9 protein-coding genes and 5 pseudogenes are annotated in these 16,543 nt (G+C 65.1%); 5 read left to right on the top strand and 9 right to left on the bottom strand.

Annotation, left to right across the window (positions count from 1 at the left end; translation table 11 throughout):
* Nucleotides 1–153 precede the first annotated feature (153 nt).
* The 4 genes and pseudogenes from VF330_RS13850 to VF330_RS13845 all read left to right on the top strand — a co-directional run bounded on the left by VF330_RS13850 (nucleotide 154) and on the right by VF330_RS13845 (nucleotide 2,020).
* Nucleotides 154–1,060 (top strand): annotated as a pseudogene (locus VF330_RS13850) (IS5 family transposase).
* 14 nt (nucleotides 1,061–1,074) lie between these two features.
* Nucleotides 1,075–1,203 (top strand): annotated as a pseudogene (locus VF330_RS42060) (helix-turn-helix domain-containing protein); the annotation flags it as partial.
* A pseudogene (locus tag VF330_RS42055) lies at nucleotides 1,191–1,355 on the top strand (hypothetical protein); the annotation flags it as partial. The pseudogenes VF330_RS42060 and VF330_RS42055, both read left to right, overlap by 13 nt.
* Before the next feature lie 71 nt (nucleotides 1,356–1,426).
* Entirely contained in the window at nucleotides 1,427–2,020 is a 594-nt protein-coding gene (locus tag VF330_RS13845; RefSeq protein WP_330851975.1) for a hypothetical protein, read from the top strand.
* A 16-nt stretch (nucleotides 2,021–2,036) separates the two neighbouring features.
* Here VF330_RS13845 and VF330_RS42050 read toward each other — a convergent pair.
* Nucleotides 2,037–2,132 (bottom strand): annotated as a pseudogene (locus VF330_RS42050) (hypothetical protein); the annotation flags it as partial.
* Nucleotides 2,133–2,599: 467 nt separating this feature from the next.
* Nucleotides 2,600–3,403: pseudogene (locus VF330_RS13840) on the bottom strand (IS5 family transposase).
* A 14-nt stretch (nucleotides 3,404–3,417) separates the two neighbouring features.
* Here VF330_RS13840 and VF330_RS13835 point away from each other — a divergent pair.
* Nucleotides 3,418–3,552, top strand: a complete 135-nt coding sequence (locus VF330_RS13835; RefSeq protein WP_330851974.1) for a hypothetical protein — start codon at nucleotides 3,418–3,420, stop codon at nucleotides 3,550–3,552.
* A gap of 33 nt (nucleotides 3,553–3,585) precedes the next feature.
* Here VF330_RS13835 and dpdD read toward each other — a convergent pair whose 3' ends face one another.
* The 7 genes from dpdD to VF330_RS13800 form a co-directional block, all read right to left on the bottom strand.
* Nucleotides 3,586–5,796 carry a protein DpdD gene (gene dpdD / locus VF330_RS13830; RefSeq protein WP_330851973.1) on the bottom strand — a complete coding sequence of 737 codons (2,211 nt, stop codon included), beginning with the start codon at nucleotides 5,794–5,796 and terminating at the stop codon, nucleotides 3,586–3,588.
* Nucleotides 5,793–6,326, bottom strand: coding sequence for a phospholipase D-like domain-containing protein DpdK (dpdK, locus tag VF330_RS13825; protein ID WP_330851972.1), 534 nt, complete (start codon nucleotides 6,324–6,326; stop codon nucleotides 5,793–5,795). Before dpdK ends, dpdD begins: the two co-directional genes overlap by 4 nt.
* The gene (gene dpdJ, locus VF330_RS13820; RefSeq protein WP_330851971.1) at nucleotides 6,326–10,765 is read right to left on the bottom strand and encodes a protein DpdJ; all 4,440 of its coding nucleotides are present in this window, start codon (nucleotides 10,763–10,765) and stop codon (nucleotides 6,326–6,328) included. Before dpdJ ends, dpdK begins: the two co-directional genes overlap by 1 nt.
* On the bottom strand, nucleotides 10,762–11,511 hold the full coding sequence (locus VF330_RS13815) for a hypothetical protein (protein WP_330851970.1): 750 nt from the start codon (nucleotides 11,509–11,511) through the stop codon (nucleotides 10,762–10,764). Before VF330_RS13815 ends, dpdJ begins: the two co-directional genes overlap by 4 nt.
* Nucleotides 11,511–14,489, bottom strand: coding sequence for an ATP-binding protein (locus VF330_RS13810; RefSeq protein ID WP_330851969.1), 2,979 nt, complete (start codon nucleotides 14,487–14,489; stop codon nucleotides 11,511–11,513). Before VF330_RS13810 ends, VF330_RS13815 begins: the two co-directional genes overlap by 1 nt.
* Nucleotides 14,486–15,496 (bottom strand): protein DpdG, encoded by a 1,011-nt coding sequence (gene dpdG / locus VF330_RS13805; RefSeq protein ID WP_330851968.1) that lies wholly within the window; start codon nucleotides 15,494–15,496, stop codon nucleotides 14,486–14,488. Before dpdG ends, VF330_RS13810 begins: the two co-directional genes overlap by 4 nt.
* The coding region (locus tag VF330_RS13800) for a hypothetical protein (RefSeq protein WP_330851967.1) at nucleotides 15,497–16,543 on the bottom strand (1,047 nt) is incomplete at its 5' end.

Genomic DNA, 16,543 nt, shown 5'->3' with positions numbered 1-16,543 from the left:
GTGTGGAGCGAGAAGGATCTTGTCAGGCGTGCTCGTCGGCGCCTAGGTCGTGTTTCAAAGGTGAGGTGATCGGCGGCGTGTCGGTGCCGGAACGTGGCGAGGTCTCCGGTGAGTGGGTTAGCGACCAAGCAAACCTGCAGTACCGGAGACCTCGTGGCCAGCGTAGCGGCAGCGGGGCGGGCCGACCTGACCGACGCGCAATGGGCTGTGCTGCAGCCGCTGCTGCCCGTCGGTGCCAAGCCGGGACGCCCGCCGAAGTGGAGCAAAAGGCAGTTGATCGACGGCATCCGGTGGCGGGTGCGCGTCGGTTCCCCGTGGCGTGACGTCCCGACTGAGTACGGTCCCTGGCAGACCGTGTACGGGTTGTTCCGCCGCTGGCAGCGGGCCGGAGTCTGGCAGGCCATCCTGACCGCGTTGCAGGCCGTGCCGATGCTGCCGGGCTGATCGTGTGGGACGTGTCGGTGGATTCCACGATTGCGCGGGCGCACCAGCATGCCGCCGGTGCACGGAAAAGGGGGATCTGCAGGTCGAACCGCCCGGCACCCCGGCCGGCGGAACCGAGCCCGACGACCACGGGCTGGGCCGGTCGCGTGGCGGCTGGACCAGCAAACTGCACCTGACCTGCGAGCAGGGCCGCAGGCCGTTATCGCTGCTGATCACCGCCGGACAGCGGGGCGACAGCCCCCAGTTCACGCCGGTGATCGACCAGATCACGGTGCCGCGCCTGGGGTCCGGTCGCGCCAGGACCCGTCCGGACCGGGTTCTGGCAGACAAGGCATACAGCTCGAAAGCCAACCGCGCCTACCTGCGACGCCGCAGAATCAAGGCAACCATCGACCAGCCCCGCGACCAAGCCGCCCACCGCAAAGCCAAAGGCTCCCGCGGCGGACGGCCACCCACGATCGACCGGAAGATCTACAAGCAGCGCCACGCCGTCGAGTGCGGCATCAGTCTGCTCAAGCAGCACCGGGCCGTGGCCACCCGCTACGACAAACTCGCCGTCCGTTACCAGGCCATCGCCCACGTCGCCGCCATCAACATCTGGCTACGCCACATCTAAAACACGGCCTAGCCGTGTTGCAGCACGTGGACGAGGTCAGCGGCAATGTGGCCGCGACCTGTCGCTACTACGGCATCAGCAGGACGATGTTCTACCGCTGGAAGCACCGCTACGATGAGGAGGACTCGAGGGACTCAAGGACCGCTCCAGCGCCCCGCTGCACTGCCCGAACCTCACCCATCCCGAGGTCGTCGGAAAGATCATCCATCTGCGGCAGCTCTACCACTTCGGTCCGCTGAAGATCGAGGTGTACCTGCGCCGCTGCCACGACGTGCAGATCGGGCACTCAACGATCTACCGCATCCTCAAGCGCCTGGGTATGAGCCGCCTGCCCGCGTCCCAGCGCTACAAGCGGCGCGAGCAGCGATGGAAGCGCTACGAGAAGCAACGCCCCGGCCACCAACTGCAAATCGACGTCAAGTTCGTCGAGCCGCTCAGCGACCAGCCGGGACGCCGCAAGCGTTACTACCAGTACACGCGATCGACGACTGCACCTGTCTACGGATCTACCCCAAGTCGGACCAGAAGACAACGATCCAGTTCCTGGACTACGTGCTGTCCCGTTTCCCGTTCCAGGTCGAGAAGATCCAGACCGACAACGGAGCCGAGTTCCAGTCCGCGTTCCACTGGCACACCCTCGATGAAGGCATCGGCCACGTCTACATCCGGCCGGCGACGCCGCGGCTCAACGGGAAAGCCGAGCGCTCCCACCGCATCGACGCCGAAGAGTTCTACCGACTGCTCGACGGTGTGGTGATCGGCGACGCCGAAGTGTTCAACGAACGCCTCAAGGAGTGGAGGACTGCTACAACTACCACTGCCCACACGGCGGCCTCGGCGGCCAGACCCCGTATGAGAGGCTGCTACAGCAGACCCCACCCACGCTTAGGTTGTCAACGACCAGCGTCAGTAGCACATTACGGCGCAACTCCCGGCTCACCGTCGACGGCGCATGACTGATTATCGCCGCGAGCCTCCGCACCCCAAGCCCGTTCCGACGCAGCGTGGCAATCCGCTGTCGCTCCAACAGGGATAGGAACCTGTTCGACCGGGCCGGCTTCGGCAGCCTCACCGGCGACAGCCCGCTGTTCTCCGACCGCCACCGATAACCGGTCTTGCGATTGATCCCCAGCCGTCTGCACGCCTCGACCACGCACACCGGCGGCCAACAGCAACCAGCACTCCGACTTCAGATCGAGTCTGCGCTTCCACCCGCACCTCGCCATCAACACGCCCTTCATGATCAGGTGTGTTGAGAAATGCACTAGAACCCGCGCGACCACCGTGGGGCAATATTCAGCCGCCGCTGATACAGAGAACTGCAACTCGTGCGACCACGACCAGATTGACCGAGCGCGGAGCGGGCTACACCTCGATACGCTGCCGACCAGTCCTCTGCGGCCTGATCAACGAGTACGAACCCACAGCAGTCCAACCTCAGGTCAGGTGGTATGACCGACTTTGACACACGACACTACCGAGGCATCGCCAATACTCACTCACTATACCCACTGCCATCACCAGCAACCGACCAAGTGATCAGTTCAGAATGAGTTTGCGCAGGCAGATGATTGAGCAGGCAAGGCTGAGCATGGCTTGATGGACGTCGGCTCGGCGTTCGGTGCGGATGCGGAGTCGCCGGAAGCCTTTGAGCCAGGCGAAGGTGCGTTCGACCGGCCATCGAACCATGCCCAAGCCAGAGCCGTGATCGACGCCGCGGCGGGCGATGACAGGTGTGATGCCGCGGGCTCGGACCAGGCGGCGGTACTTGTCGTGGTCGTAGCCGCGGTCGGCATAGATCCGCTTCGGTCGGCGGCGTGGTTTGCCGACGACGCCGCGGATCAGTGGGATGGCGTCGATGAGCGGGATCAGTTGGGTGACGTCGTTGCGGTGCCCGCCGGTGAGTGTGACGGCCAACGGAATGCCGCTGGCGTCGGTAATCAGGTGGTGCTTGGAGCCAAGTTTGCGGCAGTCGACTGGGCTCGACCCGGTGTGGGCCCCCCTTTGAGGGCGCGCAGGTGGGTGGAGTCGACCAGAGCCGCGGACAGGTCCAGCAGCCCGGCGGCGCGCAGTTCGGCGAGCAGCAGCTCATGCAGTTGCTGCCCAGGCGCCGGCCTCGTGCCACCCGGTCAACCTCCGCCAGCAGGTCGAGCCCGACGCACCGAACAAGGCAGTAGGCAGCCGGTTCCAACCGATCCCGGTACGCACCGCGTAGAAGATGCTCTCCAGCGCGGCACGGTCGTCGGCACGTCTGCGACCTGGATAGCGGAAACGCCTTCGGGACATCGGAATCAACGGTTCCAGCCGGGCCCACAGCTCGTCGGCCAAGACCGCCTCACGCACATCACGATCTTGAAATGCTCTGTCCCGCAGGCAAAGCCAACACGCCAGCTCATTTTGAACTGATCACCGAGCAGCCATCACCCCACCTCGACATCCGCCAACGGCAACGACTGGGCGGCATCCTCAACGGTTACCACTACGCCGCCTGAGCTGCACGGCCGATATCTTCGACAAGCACAGGGTCACCTTCCGAACTCCATTTCCAGGCCGTTGACGACAGCGCGCACGAGAGAGGCGGTTCCCTTGCCATTGGCGTAGTGAATGGTTTTGTTACCGCGCGCAGCCTTGAGGGCGTCCGTCGCCGCATGCGCGGCGGCCTTATCAGCGACAACCAGGACATCGGCGGTTTGAGCCGCAGACCGCAGTGCGTCGGTCGCAACCTTGGCCACCAGCGTCTCCACACGGATTCCGGGGTGACGACGCCTCATAATCTCGGCGGCGCGGCGGGCTGCGGATTCCATCAGGGAATAGATGGCGATGAAAACGCCATCGGGCAGCCGGAGGCGTTCGGCGCCATCACGCTCTTCACCGGGTTCCCGCTGTAGGACCCCGCTCAGGTCTAGACCGAATTCAGTTGCCAGCACCAGTGCCGTGTCGAGCAGGGCGGCATCGAACCGGTGGGCGTTGTGCGCGCCGATCCGGCTCAGGAGTTGCGTTGCGAAGGAATCCAACGCAACGCCGCTGTCGGGGCGATTGGCGGCGAGCACCTCGATGGCTTCCAAGCCGAACGCCACGTCTGCGTCGGTGAAGAACGGTTTCCACCCCGCATGCAGATTGTCGACGATTTCGTCGTAGATTTTCGGCCACACTCCGAAATCGAGCGCACGACCCACAACATCGAGGAGACGGTTAGCCCTCCGCCGGTCGCCGGATTGGTCCCCCAGAGCCCACACCTCGACCACAAGCAGCCGGAGGTCCTGGATGCCTGGAACGTCACCTGCCGCACCGAACAGGTCCCGCTCCAGGTTCAACAACAGGTCAACGAGTTCGGGGAGCATGCTCGCCCCGAGTTCCTGGCTCAGCGGTCGCACGGCCTCCATGACGTCGGCGAGTGCGCCGACGCGCATCAATCGCGGTACGGCCTGGGCACTCAAGTTCTCCAGCGCTCGCGTCCGTTCGACCGCCGTCACCGCGGTGAAAGCTTGCTCGATGGCCTGGCCGAAGTCCACGGTGACGAGATCCAGCTCCCGCGTCTCGCCGACCAACCGGCGGGACAGCACGCTGTCTGGCTTCACCGCGTCCAGCGCGCTCCGCCACTGCTTGTACAGGTCGATCAACCGGGGGTGGAAGGTCTCGACCAACAGGTCGGCGAGCACGGGAAGCAGGGCGGCGGTGGGCGCCGCCGTGGCGATCATGTCGATGGCCGCGTCGAATCGCTTCTCGACGACGGCGTTCCGCAAGTTCTCCGGATCGGTCTCGACGGCGACCAGCGGATCGGGATCGACCCGTGCGGAGAGCAGCGAAGCGAGTCCCTGGTGCCCCCGCGCGTGATCCAGCCAGCCCGCTTCCAGCAGACGTGACACGACATCGGCGACCGGCTCGCCCGAAGCTAGGGACCAGTAGGCATAATACCGGGCACCCGCCGGTGACCTGATCGCCGTGACGGAGGGGACCAGACAGCCGAACTTCGCCATGGCATGCCCGAACTGCTCCAGGTCCGCCTGTTCAGGAAGGCGCGCCAAGGCGAGGCGTGCCAAGGCGTCGGAGGCCAGCACGGGTCGGTCAAGCCGAAGCAGGTCAGGCAACTGCTCCAGGCTCTCCAAGCTGTCCCACTGCTCGAAAACAGCGAGATACTGGAGCCGCAGGAACAGCCTGTTCGTTTTCGAGAGCCGGTGATCCCGCTCCAACTGGGCGAGCAACTCCTCGGCCCGGACCTGTGCCCCTGACGCACAAGCATCCCAGAAGTCGCCGATCAACGTGCCCAGGGGCGGTGTCAAACGCACCTTGCGGTGAGGACGTGCTGCGAGCATCCGGGTGAGGCGCTCCAGGCTTTCCTTGACCTTGGTCCCGGCGTTCGGGTGCTTGGGGATGAGGAAGCGGAACGAACAGCCCTCAGGACCCACCAAGCTCCGCACTTCGGCGTCCATGGCTTGGTGGGAGTCGTCCGGCACCACCCACCCGTCGAAGACGATCCAGGAACCGACATGGGCCCGGATCAGATCTCGCACCCACAGGCGCTGATCGCGGTCCGGGCAGATCGCGTACCAGTACGTCCACCCCGCGACCTTCATCGGGAGGAAGAACGGTGAAGAGGGCTCTGTCAACCACGCCTTCTCCGCATGGGTGACCATCCACTCCACGACTTCGTTGCTGGTCGCGGTGAACTGGTTATTTCCCGAGAAGAACGCCGTCACGAAGGTGTTCCACGCCGTGGCGCGGTCGACACCGCTCATGCGAACAGACCGAGCAGTTCGGTGGTCACGGTCGCGATGGTGGCACCATCGGTGGTGACGGTGATCAACTCTCCGTTCATCGAAACCCCGCTGTAGGTCAGGTTCATCGAACCGTAGATCGCCCAGGAATCCGCGACCAGAGCCTTCTCGTGGCTGAGGAGGTTGCGATCACGCGGGAGGCGTCGCGACTCGAAGTGGGCAGTCGTCCCGTCCAGTGCCGCTCCCTGTTCGATCCGGTCGATGAGTTCGTTCTCCCGTTCGCCAGGACCGCAGGCGATCCGGACCGCGACGCCCCGCATGAGCAGTGCCCGGAGCACGGACGAGAACGGCACGAAGGTCGCGGTCCAGGAAGGGTCGAGCGCTGTGAACCCACCTCCCCGGTTGTCCAGCGCGGGGAAATCCGACATCCACGGAGACACGACGAGCAGGCGGGCTCCCGGGTTGAGCAGTTCCGTCAGGAGCAGACCTTCCAGGCACTCGGCGATGTCGCGACTCGGCGACGCAGCCCTTCTGTGGATCAACCTGGTCATCATTGGGGCGCCTCTTGCAGGGTCACGGACACCGAATACCGACCATTCTCCCTGACGACTCCGTCGAAGTGCGGGTACGCGTGCAGCCAGTCGATCTCCAGCGGGTCCACGACAAGACTTCGCAGTGCACGCACCAGTGCGGGCATGTCACCCGATTCACTGGAGACATGTGCGGCACCCCAGGTACGCAACGCCACCACGAGGGCACTTCGCCACTCATCTACGTCGACATCGACTCCTCGCGGCCGTTCAGGAAGGGCGTCGCGGAGCAACGTCCTCTCTGTGGCCGGCGGATCGGACAAGAAGCGGTTGCTTGCCCGCAAGCTCTCCGGACGCCGAGCGCATGCCCGCGTCCACAACAGGCTGAGCAACACCGACTGAGCCCTGGTCGACCAGTCCCTGTCATCGGTCGAGTTCGCGATGCGCTTCAACCGGTCGAGCACCTCCTCATCAGCGGCGAGGAAGGCGCATACCGCTCGGTGGTCGACGGCGAACCCCGCCAGGACGTCGAACTCGTCCCACCTCTTCAGGAGCAGGCGCAGCAGGTCGTCACTCTCGTTGTTGGAGCCCGGTCGGAAGATACGCGTGGACAAGGCGGAGAGGTTGACGTGAGTGCGCGGTACGCCTTCCTCCGCGAATCGGGACACGAGCGACTGCCAACTCGTGAGACGGTCGGAAACCTCCGTCCTGAACTCGGCAACCGCCTCGGCGATCCCGGAGTCATCGGCCATGAGGTCCAGCGCCCGCCGCAACGAGGGGTCGACCTCCTCGGTGTCGGAAGGCTCGGACGCGGCTGCGACCAGGGCGTCGAACCGACGTGGGTCGTCGGCGATGCGCCGGGCGAGCGCCTCGGCAAGGCCGCCCCCGCCGGGAACAGCATCCGACACCACAACATGGGCATGGAAGCCGCCCTCGTCCAGGACGTCCACCAGTGCGTCGGTGTCGACGTTGAAGTCTAGGCAGATCTGCTGCGCTGCGGATTGCCAAGCCGCAGCGACGGTCTGCAGGAACCGGGCGCGGAGCCACGGCAGCCAGGTCTCGTCAGGGTCTTCACCGAGGACCGGGATGACCTCCTCCAGGGCCTGCACCACAGCGTGGTCCTCGAGTGCTTCCAGCACTGTGTCCCGCAGCGGCGTGTCGTCGAGTTCGGTGTGGGCGGTGGCGACCAGGACACCGTCGACCACCTCTGCGGCCATGGTGCGCCACTGCTGTGGCGCCATCCCGACCAAGCCATCCAGCCCAGGCCCGTGGAGCACCGCGGCGGCGGCGACGGACACGACGACGTCCGTGACCCACGTGGCCGCGAACGGGCCGAGCCCATGTGCCTCAAGCCCTTGCTTGGCCAGGGCGGCGAACCGATCCGTCCGCAACTGCCGGAGCCTCGCCTCGTCGCTGTGGAACTGGAAGTCGGTGACGGACTTAGGCACGGCGATCGTGACCACGAGTGCGTCGACTGCGCTCGCGAAGCCGACAGCCGCAGGTGCTCCGTTACTGGTGAACGTGTACTCGCGACGATCTCTGCCGGTACGGGTCACCACTTCCGCAACACCTTCGAGCGCGTACCGCCACGTCCGCAATGGGCCCCGATCGACGTTAAGGTGCGCCTCCACCTTCGGAATCAACTCTCCCAAGGGGCCATTCCGCGGGCGGGGCATGACCGTGCCCTCGACGTCGCGGTCAACTAGGAACCGCCAGCGGAGCCTGCCGTTCGACGTGGGCATCACCCCAGAGCCGGGGATCTCGGGGTGGATGCGCAGGGGGCGCACGATCGGCACCAAACCGTTCGGCGTCGACACCTGTGCCACCACCTCGCCCTCCGGAGCCAGTCTCTGGTCCAGGTCAACCACACCCGACTCCGGGACCTCGATCCACAGGCCGCGCACTTTGCGGACCGCCCACCGGAGTGTGACCTTGCCGGGGGTCAACTCACTGAGCCCCATCCCCACCGGGAGCGAAGTGTCGGCCGCCGGGTCGTAATCGACCGGCGGGACGACCTCGACCTCCGGCAGTTCGAGATCAGCGAAAAGGGTAGACGGAATGTACTCGGGTAGCGGCTGCCGGGTCACGACGTCCGTGTTCGGCTTCACCTTGTGCCTCTGCACGGTGGCCCACTGACTGCTCAGACGCCGATGCGCGGTAGGCACGACCTCCAGCAGGAGCGAACGAGGGTGTTCCCAGCAGACGCTCCAGGTTTCCTCCGTGTCGAGCCCAAGGCTCACCCGCACGAAGTCCACCAGGTCCTGCTGAGCTTGCTTCCCGTCCAGCACCTCCTCCAACAAGCGGAGGCACGCCTCGACATACTTCCGGTCCTTGCCGTCCTCGTCCGGCTTGGACAGCACCTTGCGCGGCGACCAGCGTTGCCTGCCATCCACACCGAGCCGAACGGCCATCCAGTCGATAAGGCACATCGCGGCCTGCATTTTCCGGACGGCCTGATTGCCCATGGGCAAACTCTTGGCGGGAACGGAGGGGTCCAGGATCGACTCATAGGACTGGTAAGCGAGGCGATCGCGGCCGTAATCGGACAGCACCACGACCGTCCACGGCCGCTGGACCTGCAACCGGCCTGCCCGCCCCCGCCGCTGGAGGAATTGGGCGATGTCCCGGGGCGCCTTGTGCTGGAGAACCGCACCCACGCGGGGATCGTCGTACCCGACTTCGAGCGCGGAAGTCGCCACCACGATGTCGGCTTCCGAGTCAACGCCGATGTCCTGCGACGAAGTGCGTGAAATTTCCAGCGAACGATCGCCGAACCCGAGTTTCTCCGCCAGCCACCAGTGCTGACCGTCGCGCTCCCACTCCTTGAAGTCCTCGACGAGCTGGCTGTGCTCCGCGTATTGCCTGATGCGCAGTGCGGCCAGTACCGTGCTGCTGGCGTCACGCTCTCCCAGCGGGTTGCGCCCTTCGGCGTCGAGCAATTGCCGGTAGAGCCGGTTGACCAGATCGAGGTTCTCGAGGAAGGCGAAAACCCGCGTACCGTACGGGTTGTCCAGCTCTGCGTCCTTCTCCTCGAGAACTCTCCTGAGCAGCATGAGGCTCTGGATGGTGGTCGACAGCAGGGCGGACTGCGAGGCGGGATCCCCGCGCAGGAGAAGTTGATACTCACTGCCCTGGGGCTTGAGATCTCCAGGGTCTGGACGGATGTCCGCCACGGCGTCGACGGGGACGCCGCAGAGGTCGGCGAAGAACGTCTCCGCATTCGCGAGGGTAGCGCTCAGCCCCACCCAGGTGACCGGCCTTTCCAGCAGCTTACGCCACCGACGGAGCAGAAAAGCGACCTGAGCCCCACTGGTGCCCGCATAGGTGTGCACCTCGTCCAGCAGGACGAGGTTCGGTCGGCGGCTAGCCCTCGCTCCAACTCCGAAGACGTGCCTGGACCACCCGTCGCTCAACTGCTGGTTCAGCATCTCCGTTGTGGTGAAGAGGATGTCGGGCTGCTGCTTCTGCATCGCCTTCCTAGTCAGCAGCAACTCGTCCGACTTGACCTTATCCCCGCAACGCAGGCAGAGCAGGTGCCCCCACTGGACGTCGTTGGGAGCTGCCTTGGGTTTCACCCAAGCCAGGGGACCGCCGCAGGTGGCAGCGTTGTGGTCGGGATCGGGTGCGGGGCATGTCAGGAACGGGCAGATCAACCGACCGTCCCGCCGGAACCAACCGCTGCGCTTGTCGAGTTCGGTGTAAGTACCGAAGGGCGTGGGACCGAAGTAAGCGCCGATGGTGAGGGCTCTCCCACCCGCGCGTCGCAGGCTTCGGATCTCCGACAACGCGGTGGCGAACTGGTCTTTCAGGAGTTCGTTCCGCGGGTAGATGGCGACCGCCGTCGAGCCGTCACTTCCCGCGGCCGCCATCTGAGCGAGCGCGGGTAGGTAGAACGCCAAGGTCTTGCCGCTACCAGTGCCCGCGCCGACCACGACGCCGCGATCTTCGCCGGGCTGCGTCGCCGACGTGACGGCGGCAGTGGCATCCAACTGGAACCGGGACAGCTTCCTCCCGTTCAGGAGGCGACGAATCTCCACCAGCACCGAATCCGGCACTCCCAGACCGGTGAGCCGGTCGACGCACTCCTCGACGTCGAGGTCACGCACCGAGAAAGTTCGCGGACGACGTAGAAACCTCACGTCCGAGACCAACCGGCTGCCGGATTGCCACGGTCTGCCCGGAAAGAGTTGGCGCAGGCGACTGAATAACCGGACCACCTCGGACATCCTGCTCCGGTATCGATTCGGCCACTCCGCAGGCAGTTCGACCAGCAGGTTGGCCTCAACGAGGTCGCGGAGGCACGTCTCGGGGTTCCCCTCCTCCCAGCGATCGGCCAGCAAGGTGAGAACGTCTTCCCTGCTCCAGGACTCGTCGAGGAGGCCCCATGCCAGGTTGCGGGCCTCGACCTCCTCGATCAGATCGAGTGCTCTCAAGAGGGCTGGGCGTGGGGTGGTGCTCACGCTCGCAGCACCACCTTGAGCAACGCGGTGTGCGCCGGGTCTGCGAGCCACTGCTGGACCTGCGGTGTGACGAGGTGCCAGGGTGCGCCTTCGTCGGTAGCAGCCCTGCGGAGAAACTCCTTCACCTCCGGGTGGTGATCCGCCAGCGCCGCGTCCAGTTGGGGACGTTCACGCTTCCACCTCTCGACGTTCCGCAGGACGCCGTCCAGGTGCGGCACGAGATCTCGAACGCGGAGACTTTCCACCTTGAAGCGCAAACTCCGCTGAACGTTCCGCAGGCCGACCACGAGCGAGTCTTCGACGCCGGGGTAGGACACAACAGGCCGGTCTGTCCCGTGCGGCAACAACTCGACACGCCTCGCGTCAACGGCTCCGTTGAGATCGACCACAACTGTCCTGGCGATCTTCTCGCCGGCTTCGAGCGCCTGGTTCACTGACTGCACCTTGATGCGTTCGACGGTTGTGCTCAGATCAGTCCCTACGATGGATTCGGCGGTCTTCCGCAAGGTGCTCTTGGCCTTGGCAACATCGATCGAGGGCGAGTTCGGCACGACAGGTAGCCGAACTCCAAGTTCTTTGAGGGCGGGGGCGGCCTGCGCAACCTCGGCAAGGACGTCCCAGGCCCGACGGGCTCTGCTCTGCACGCGTTCGACGGTGGCGCGCAACTCGATGTCCTGCTCCTGCTCACGCACCTGCACCAACCGGTTCAAGAGCGCTTCGGCCCGCGTGAGGAGTGGTTTCGTCATCATCGCTTCTCCAACCCGGTCACGGCGTCCATCGCGTCGGCGAGCCCTCTCAACGATCCGATCAACTCCTCGGTGTCGATAGCCGCACCGCCGGCACCGGATTCGGCGAGGGAGGCTTCAAGCCCGAAGAGCACTTTGTTCGTCACATCGGCGTAATGGTGGAGCGCCTGCAACTTGGGCATCGGGTCGTCGCGCACTTCCCAGAGATCTTCTGTTCCCGGCGAAGCCACCACCTTGGCGAGTTTGCGGTAGAGCGTCATCATCGCGGGTTTGACCTTCTCCGCGGCGGCGTTGTAGACAGCCTGGGTGTTCCGGCTCGGCAGCTTTCCACTGTCGTGGCTCTGATCGACGAGCCGCTGAACCATCCTCATTGTCGCGGCCAAGTCTTCACCTGGGTCGATGAGGCGCTCCAGTGCTGCGATCGTCTCGCCAAGTTCAGTCCACGCCCGCTTGGACGCCCTCTCGAGTTTTACCTGCAGATTCTGCAGCAACTCCCCGTCGTCACCGATCTCCCGACTGTCGAACGACCTGACCTTCAAACACGCCTGGATCTCCGAGTAGACGAGCCCTACATCCACCAGAGAGGGCTTTCCGCCGCCCTTGGCGGTCGTGGCGTGGTTCCGGAGCACGGTCAGGGCACGATCCCGGGCACTCCTGGTTTCCCTGAGGAAGGACTGCGCAGCCGCGCTCGTGCAGACGGGTTGGGCGAGCATGGCAGGCAGGGCCTGCCTGACCGTCGTCCCTGGGGTGGGCGCGGCGTTGCGCAGGACAGTGAGAGCGCGGACCGCAGTCGACAACTCGGCCGCGCTCTTCGACCGCGCCAGGCGCGCGATGCTGTCGGCGTACCGTGCAATCCTCGCCTGCAACGAGAAGAACCAAGTGCCGCCGTCGACCGCGTCCAGGGGGGCACCCTTCGATGCTTCCAGCACACCTCGCAGCATCAGTGCGTTCTCATCGTTGACCTCGATACGGAACGGGTTCTCTGACTTCAGCGCTCCAGCGCCCGCGGCGTTGTCGATGTCGATGTCGGTGTACCGCATCTCGTACGAACCGACGCGCCACGTGGTCTTGCCCGATCCCTTCGGCATTCGACCGATGGGCAGCCCGTACGGTCCTTCTTGCAGGTAGGCAACCGCCGTTTCACAGATCCAAGTGCGAATCTTGTGGGCGGTTTCAGTCGACAGGAAGCCACCGGCAGCCCACTGCTCGAACTCGTCGACCCTGTTCGTTTCGGGTGGCACCGCCGCGCGATCGTTCTTGTCGTCGGGGCGTGCCTCCCCAGCCTCGGTTTCGCCCCCGACTTCATCGGCTTCTTCCTCGATCGCGCTCAGGCGCACACCTAGGTAGTGCGCGATCTTCTGCACGTCGGCATCGACAGCCGGTGGGTTCTCCGCGTAAAACGCACGGAGGCTCAACTCCGCCTGAGGACTGACCTTGTTATGCCGTCGTATGGCGGTTCGCGTTTCCACCGGCACGGCTTGTCGCTTCCCGTCCAGCGTCCGGGCGAAGTCGTCCGAGGGGAACACTCCACCGATGGGGAGTTCTTCCTCCGCGGTGTCGAGCGATGCGCGGATCACCTGGCGGAGAATCTCCCTTGGCTTGAACTCCTCGGCACTGGCCAACTCGACCAAGCGGTCCAGGGCGATGCCGTTGAACGGGTAGAGACCGTGCCCGAGGCTGGACGTTCCGAAGGTCTCATGGCACTGCTCTCGAACAGGACAACCCCTGCACGCGTTCGCCATGGCGGCGTTCGGGTCGTCCTCGTCCGATCGCGCGAGGAGTTTTTCCTCGGACAGGCGGCCTACGTTCAGGTAGCGACCCACGAAGTCGCGCAGACCGGATGCGCCGATGGCAGCAGGGTTGACATCGATCCTGAAGTGGACTCCACGATCGGCGAACGTGTCGACAGAGGCCAGATAACCGTCGGTGACCGCAATGGCTGCCCGCAACTTGCACAATTGCGAGTCGGCGGGCACGGTGAGCGCTTGCGCCAACTGTTTGTCGATGCCGTGCAGGAGGACCAGATCCTCCACGAAGAGGCACAGTTCCTGGTTCCGGGCCGCAATCTCCTTGCGAACGTCCTCGAAGACCTCCAGAAGATCGGTGCTGGGTCCGGTGAAGACTTCGGCCTTAGCCCGTTCCAGGTAGGAGTCGCACAGCACGGCGATGTCCGTCCGCAGTCCCTTCGTGGCGACCACGCTCTGCACCAGGGATTGAAACTGCCGACCGGCGTCCTCGAAGCGAGCCGGATCGACCATCAGGTCCTGCTCGGTCAGGTGCAGTTCCTCCTCATCGGTCTCGCTGGCGCCCGCGCCCCCACGGGCCAGCCGCACGATCCGGTGAACAGGACCTCCGGGCTTGCTGAGCTCCGCGCGGAACGTGAAATCACCCAGCAGGCGGTGCGTCCGGGACCTCAGGTCGGCGAGTTCCGCGGGCGTGAGGTCGGACAACTCCTTCAACTCGACCGCCCGGTCGAAGGTCACGAGGTGGTCCAAGCGCGCAAGCAGTGCGTTCATCGCCTCCTCGTCGCTCGCGATCTCGGCCCCGGCCTTGGCCAGCGCCTCCCGGAGTTGCCCTGCCCGTGGCGTGTCGATGCCATCGAGGATTCGCTCGATCACCCGCCTCAGGTTGGTGTTCCGCTTCTCGATGTAGACGATGTGCCACGTCGGTTGAGGACCAATCTGAGACTTGAGCCACCGCACGAGATGGCTCTTGCCCGTGCCTTTGTGACCGGTGACGAAGACCAGCAGTGGTTCGTTCGCTTCGACGGGCCTGGTGAAGGCTCGGAGGAGTTCCTGCTCGGTGGCGTCCGAACTCTGCTTGCTCTTTACATCCCGAACTTGGTTGAGCGGCAGGGAGTGGTGGATCGAGGAGAACACGGCTTCGGCGCGCTCGTCGCCCAGTTCGAGTCCCCCGACGTCGACCTGCGTCGCGAAAGCAACGGCACCTCGCTCCCAGCACACGAGGTTGCCGCTCATGCGGTCCCGCCTTCCCGAGCTTCGCGCATCCACTCGACGGTGGTGACCAAGCGATCCCTCGACCGGTCGGCACGGAGGCGGAGGATACGCACCCCCGTGTCACTCCGCTTGTCCAACGTCACCATTTCTTCGGCCTCCAACTGTGCCATCGACGTGGACAACGCCGGTGACATGACCTCGGCCGCCCCCGTGCGTTCGCGATCGTGGCGCGATTGCAGGACGCCACCGTCGAGCAAGGGCAGGGCCTCAGCGCATCGCGAGACGAAGTCGGCGATGTCGAACGAACCGCTGGGGAGCCCAGAAAGACGAACCGCAAGAGCCTGGCTCGCGTCCGCGATGATGCCGGTGGAACCGACTTGACGCGCCAACCCGAGGTACGCCGCCCAGCGACGGAACGCCGTCCACCGCGTCGCGTTGCGCACAGGCCACTTGTCCTGGTCAGGTCCTAGCACAGCTATCTGCGTTTCGCGGAAGCTGCGCTGGCCTCGAACGCTGCCTTTGGCGGCCTCGAAGCGGTCGCAGGGCCATAGGGGGTTCTCGGTCGTGTAGAGGATCTCCAAAGCCCGCAACAGGTCGGCGGTGTCGTCGAGCCTTTTCGGAACCGACTCGCCTTCTTCGATGGCGAAAATGTTGTCCAGGAGGAAATCCCGGAAGGCGCGTGGGGCGACGTCCGCTGGACGACTCCAGTGGCAGGCCACAGCATCCGCCACCCTGATCCGCCCGCTGTCCTGTTCGACCAGACCAAGCATGCGCAGTGCGTCGAGCGAGTGGTTGGCGATGAGATTGCCTCCGGCACGCGGTTGCCCGGCTTTGCCCGGCACTTCTTCATCAGCCTCGTCGAGAGCCACCTCCGTGCCAAGTGGCCTCATTGCCTCCACCAGACCAGATGGAGCGACAAGGTCGATGAGTTCGTCCCGGTCCGCTTCGCCCTCCTTGAGCGTGAGCAGGCCACGCACCAGGAAGCGCATGGCCTCCGGCAAGATGTCCGGTGGCGTCAGGAGAGCCATCTACAGCCTCCGCAGTATTTGATCGGCGCGATACGCAGGGCCCCAGGATTCCCTGAGGAGGACCCGGTGGTCGAACGGGCTCGGCTGATCCTCCGTCGTCAACACCACGGTCAACGGTCCGTGAGACAACTTGGACAGCAGGAGAGCCGCCTCGGCTGGTGGTGGGTCGTCGCCCTGGATGCGGACGAGCGTCGGAACGCGGAGGTCGACGCCGTGGCCGAATTTATCCACGACTCGATCTTCCCACCAGAGTCGATCGGTCTTGCCTGGGACCGGGGACCACTGTTGCGAGGAGACGAGCGCCGTCACCCCGTGTGCTATGAACCGCTTGACGACCTCGGCTTCAGCGCCGGGGTCGGTTCCGTCGACCCAGACGCAGAGGCGCCCGGCCTCGGCGAGAGTGCTCAACGATGCCGGTGGATCAACGCTGAGCACGCCATCCCACAGGGGAACAGCCGGATAGGTCGAGACTGCGGGTGACTCGTACGCGGCGCGGCAGGCGGGACATCCTCCGCATTGCCGAACGACCGTCAACCGTCCTGATTCCGTGGTCAAGCCGTAGTGGTCGACGAGGAACCTGTTCACGCACTTGTCCAGCCCGTTCAAGATCGCCATCGCGGATTCCGACGAGGCGGCGGAGGAGGCACGACTCCGCGACTGCGCTTCGCGGAAGCGTTGCCGGAACCGGTCCTCGTAGCCGAGATCGCTCTGCAGGATACGCACAGCGGTCGACTCCCGATGTGCTGCGAAGAGCTCCTGGACCTCATCCTCCGGGGTATCGACCGGGATGTCGGGCCGCACCGGCCAGTCGACTTCGATCATCCCCGCACGGTCCATGGCGTTCAGGGTGTGCAGGTTCCAGTAGCGGTTCATGCCGCTCCACGGGAACGTCACGTCGTCGGTGGCCGCGGTAAGATCAACTTGCACAAGGCCGCCGTCCCGCCTGCCGAAGCTCATGCTTCGCCACCGTTTCCACGCCTTCCGATCCCCGATCAGCTTCGCATCGGCGAGGTCGCGGGCCACCTCCGCGTCGACATCGGTCCACAG

Origin of the sequence: Lentzea sp. (assembly GCF_036380075.1) — a bacterium.
In the GTDB taxonomy this organism is placed as follows: Bacteria; Actinomycetota; Actinomycetes; order Mycobacteriales; family Pseudonocardiaceae; genus Lentzea.
The sequence above is the reverse complement of the archived record's forward strand: the minus strand, read 5'-3'. Positions and strand labels throughout refer to the sequence as shown.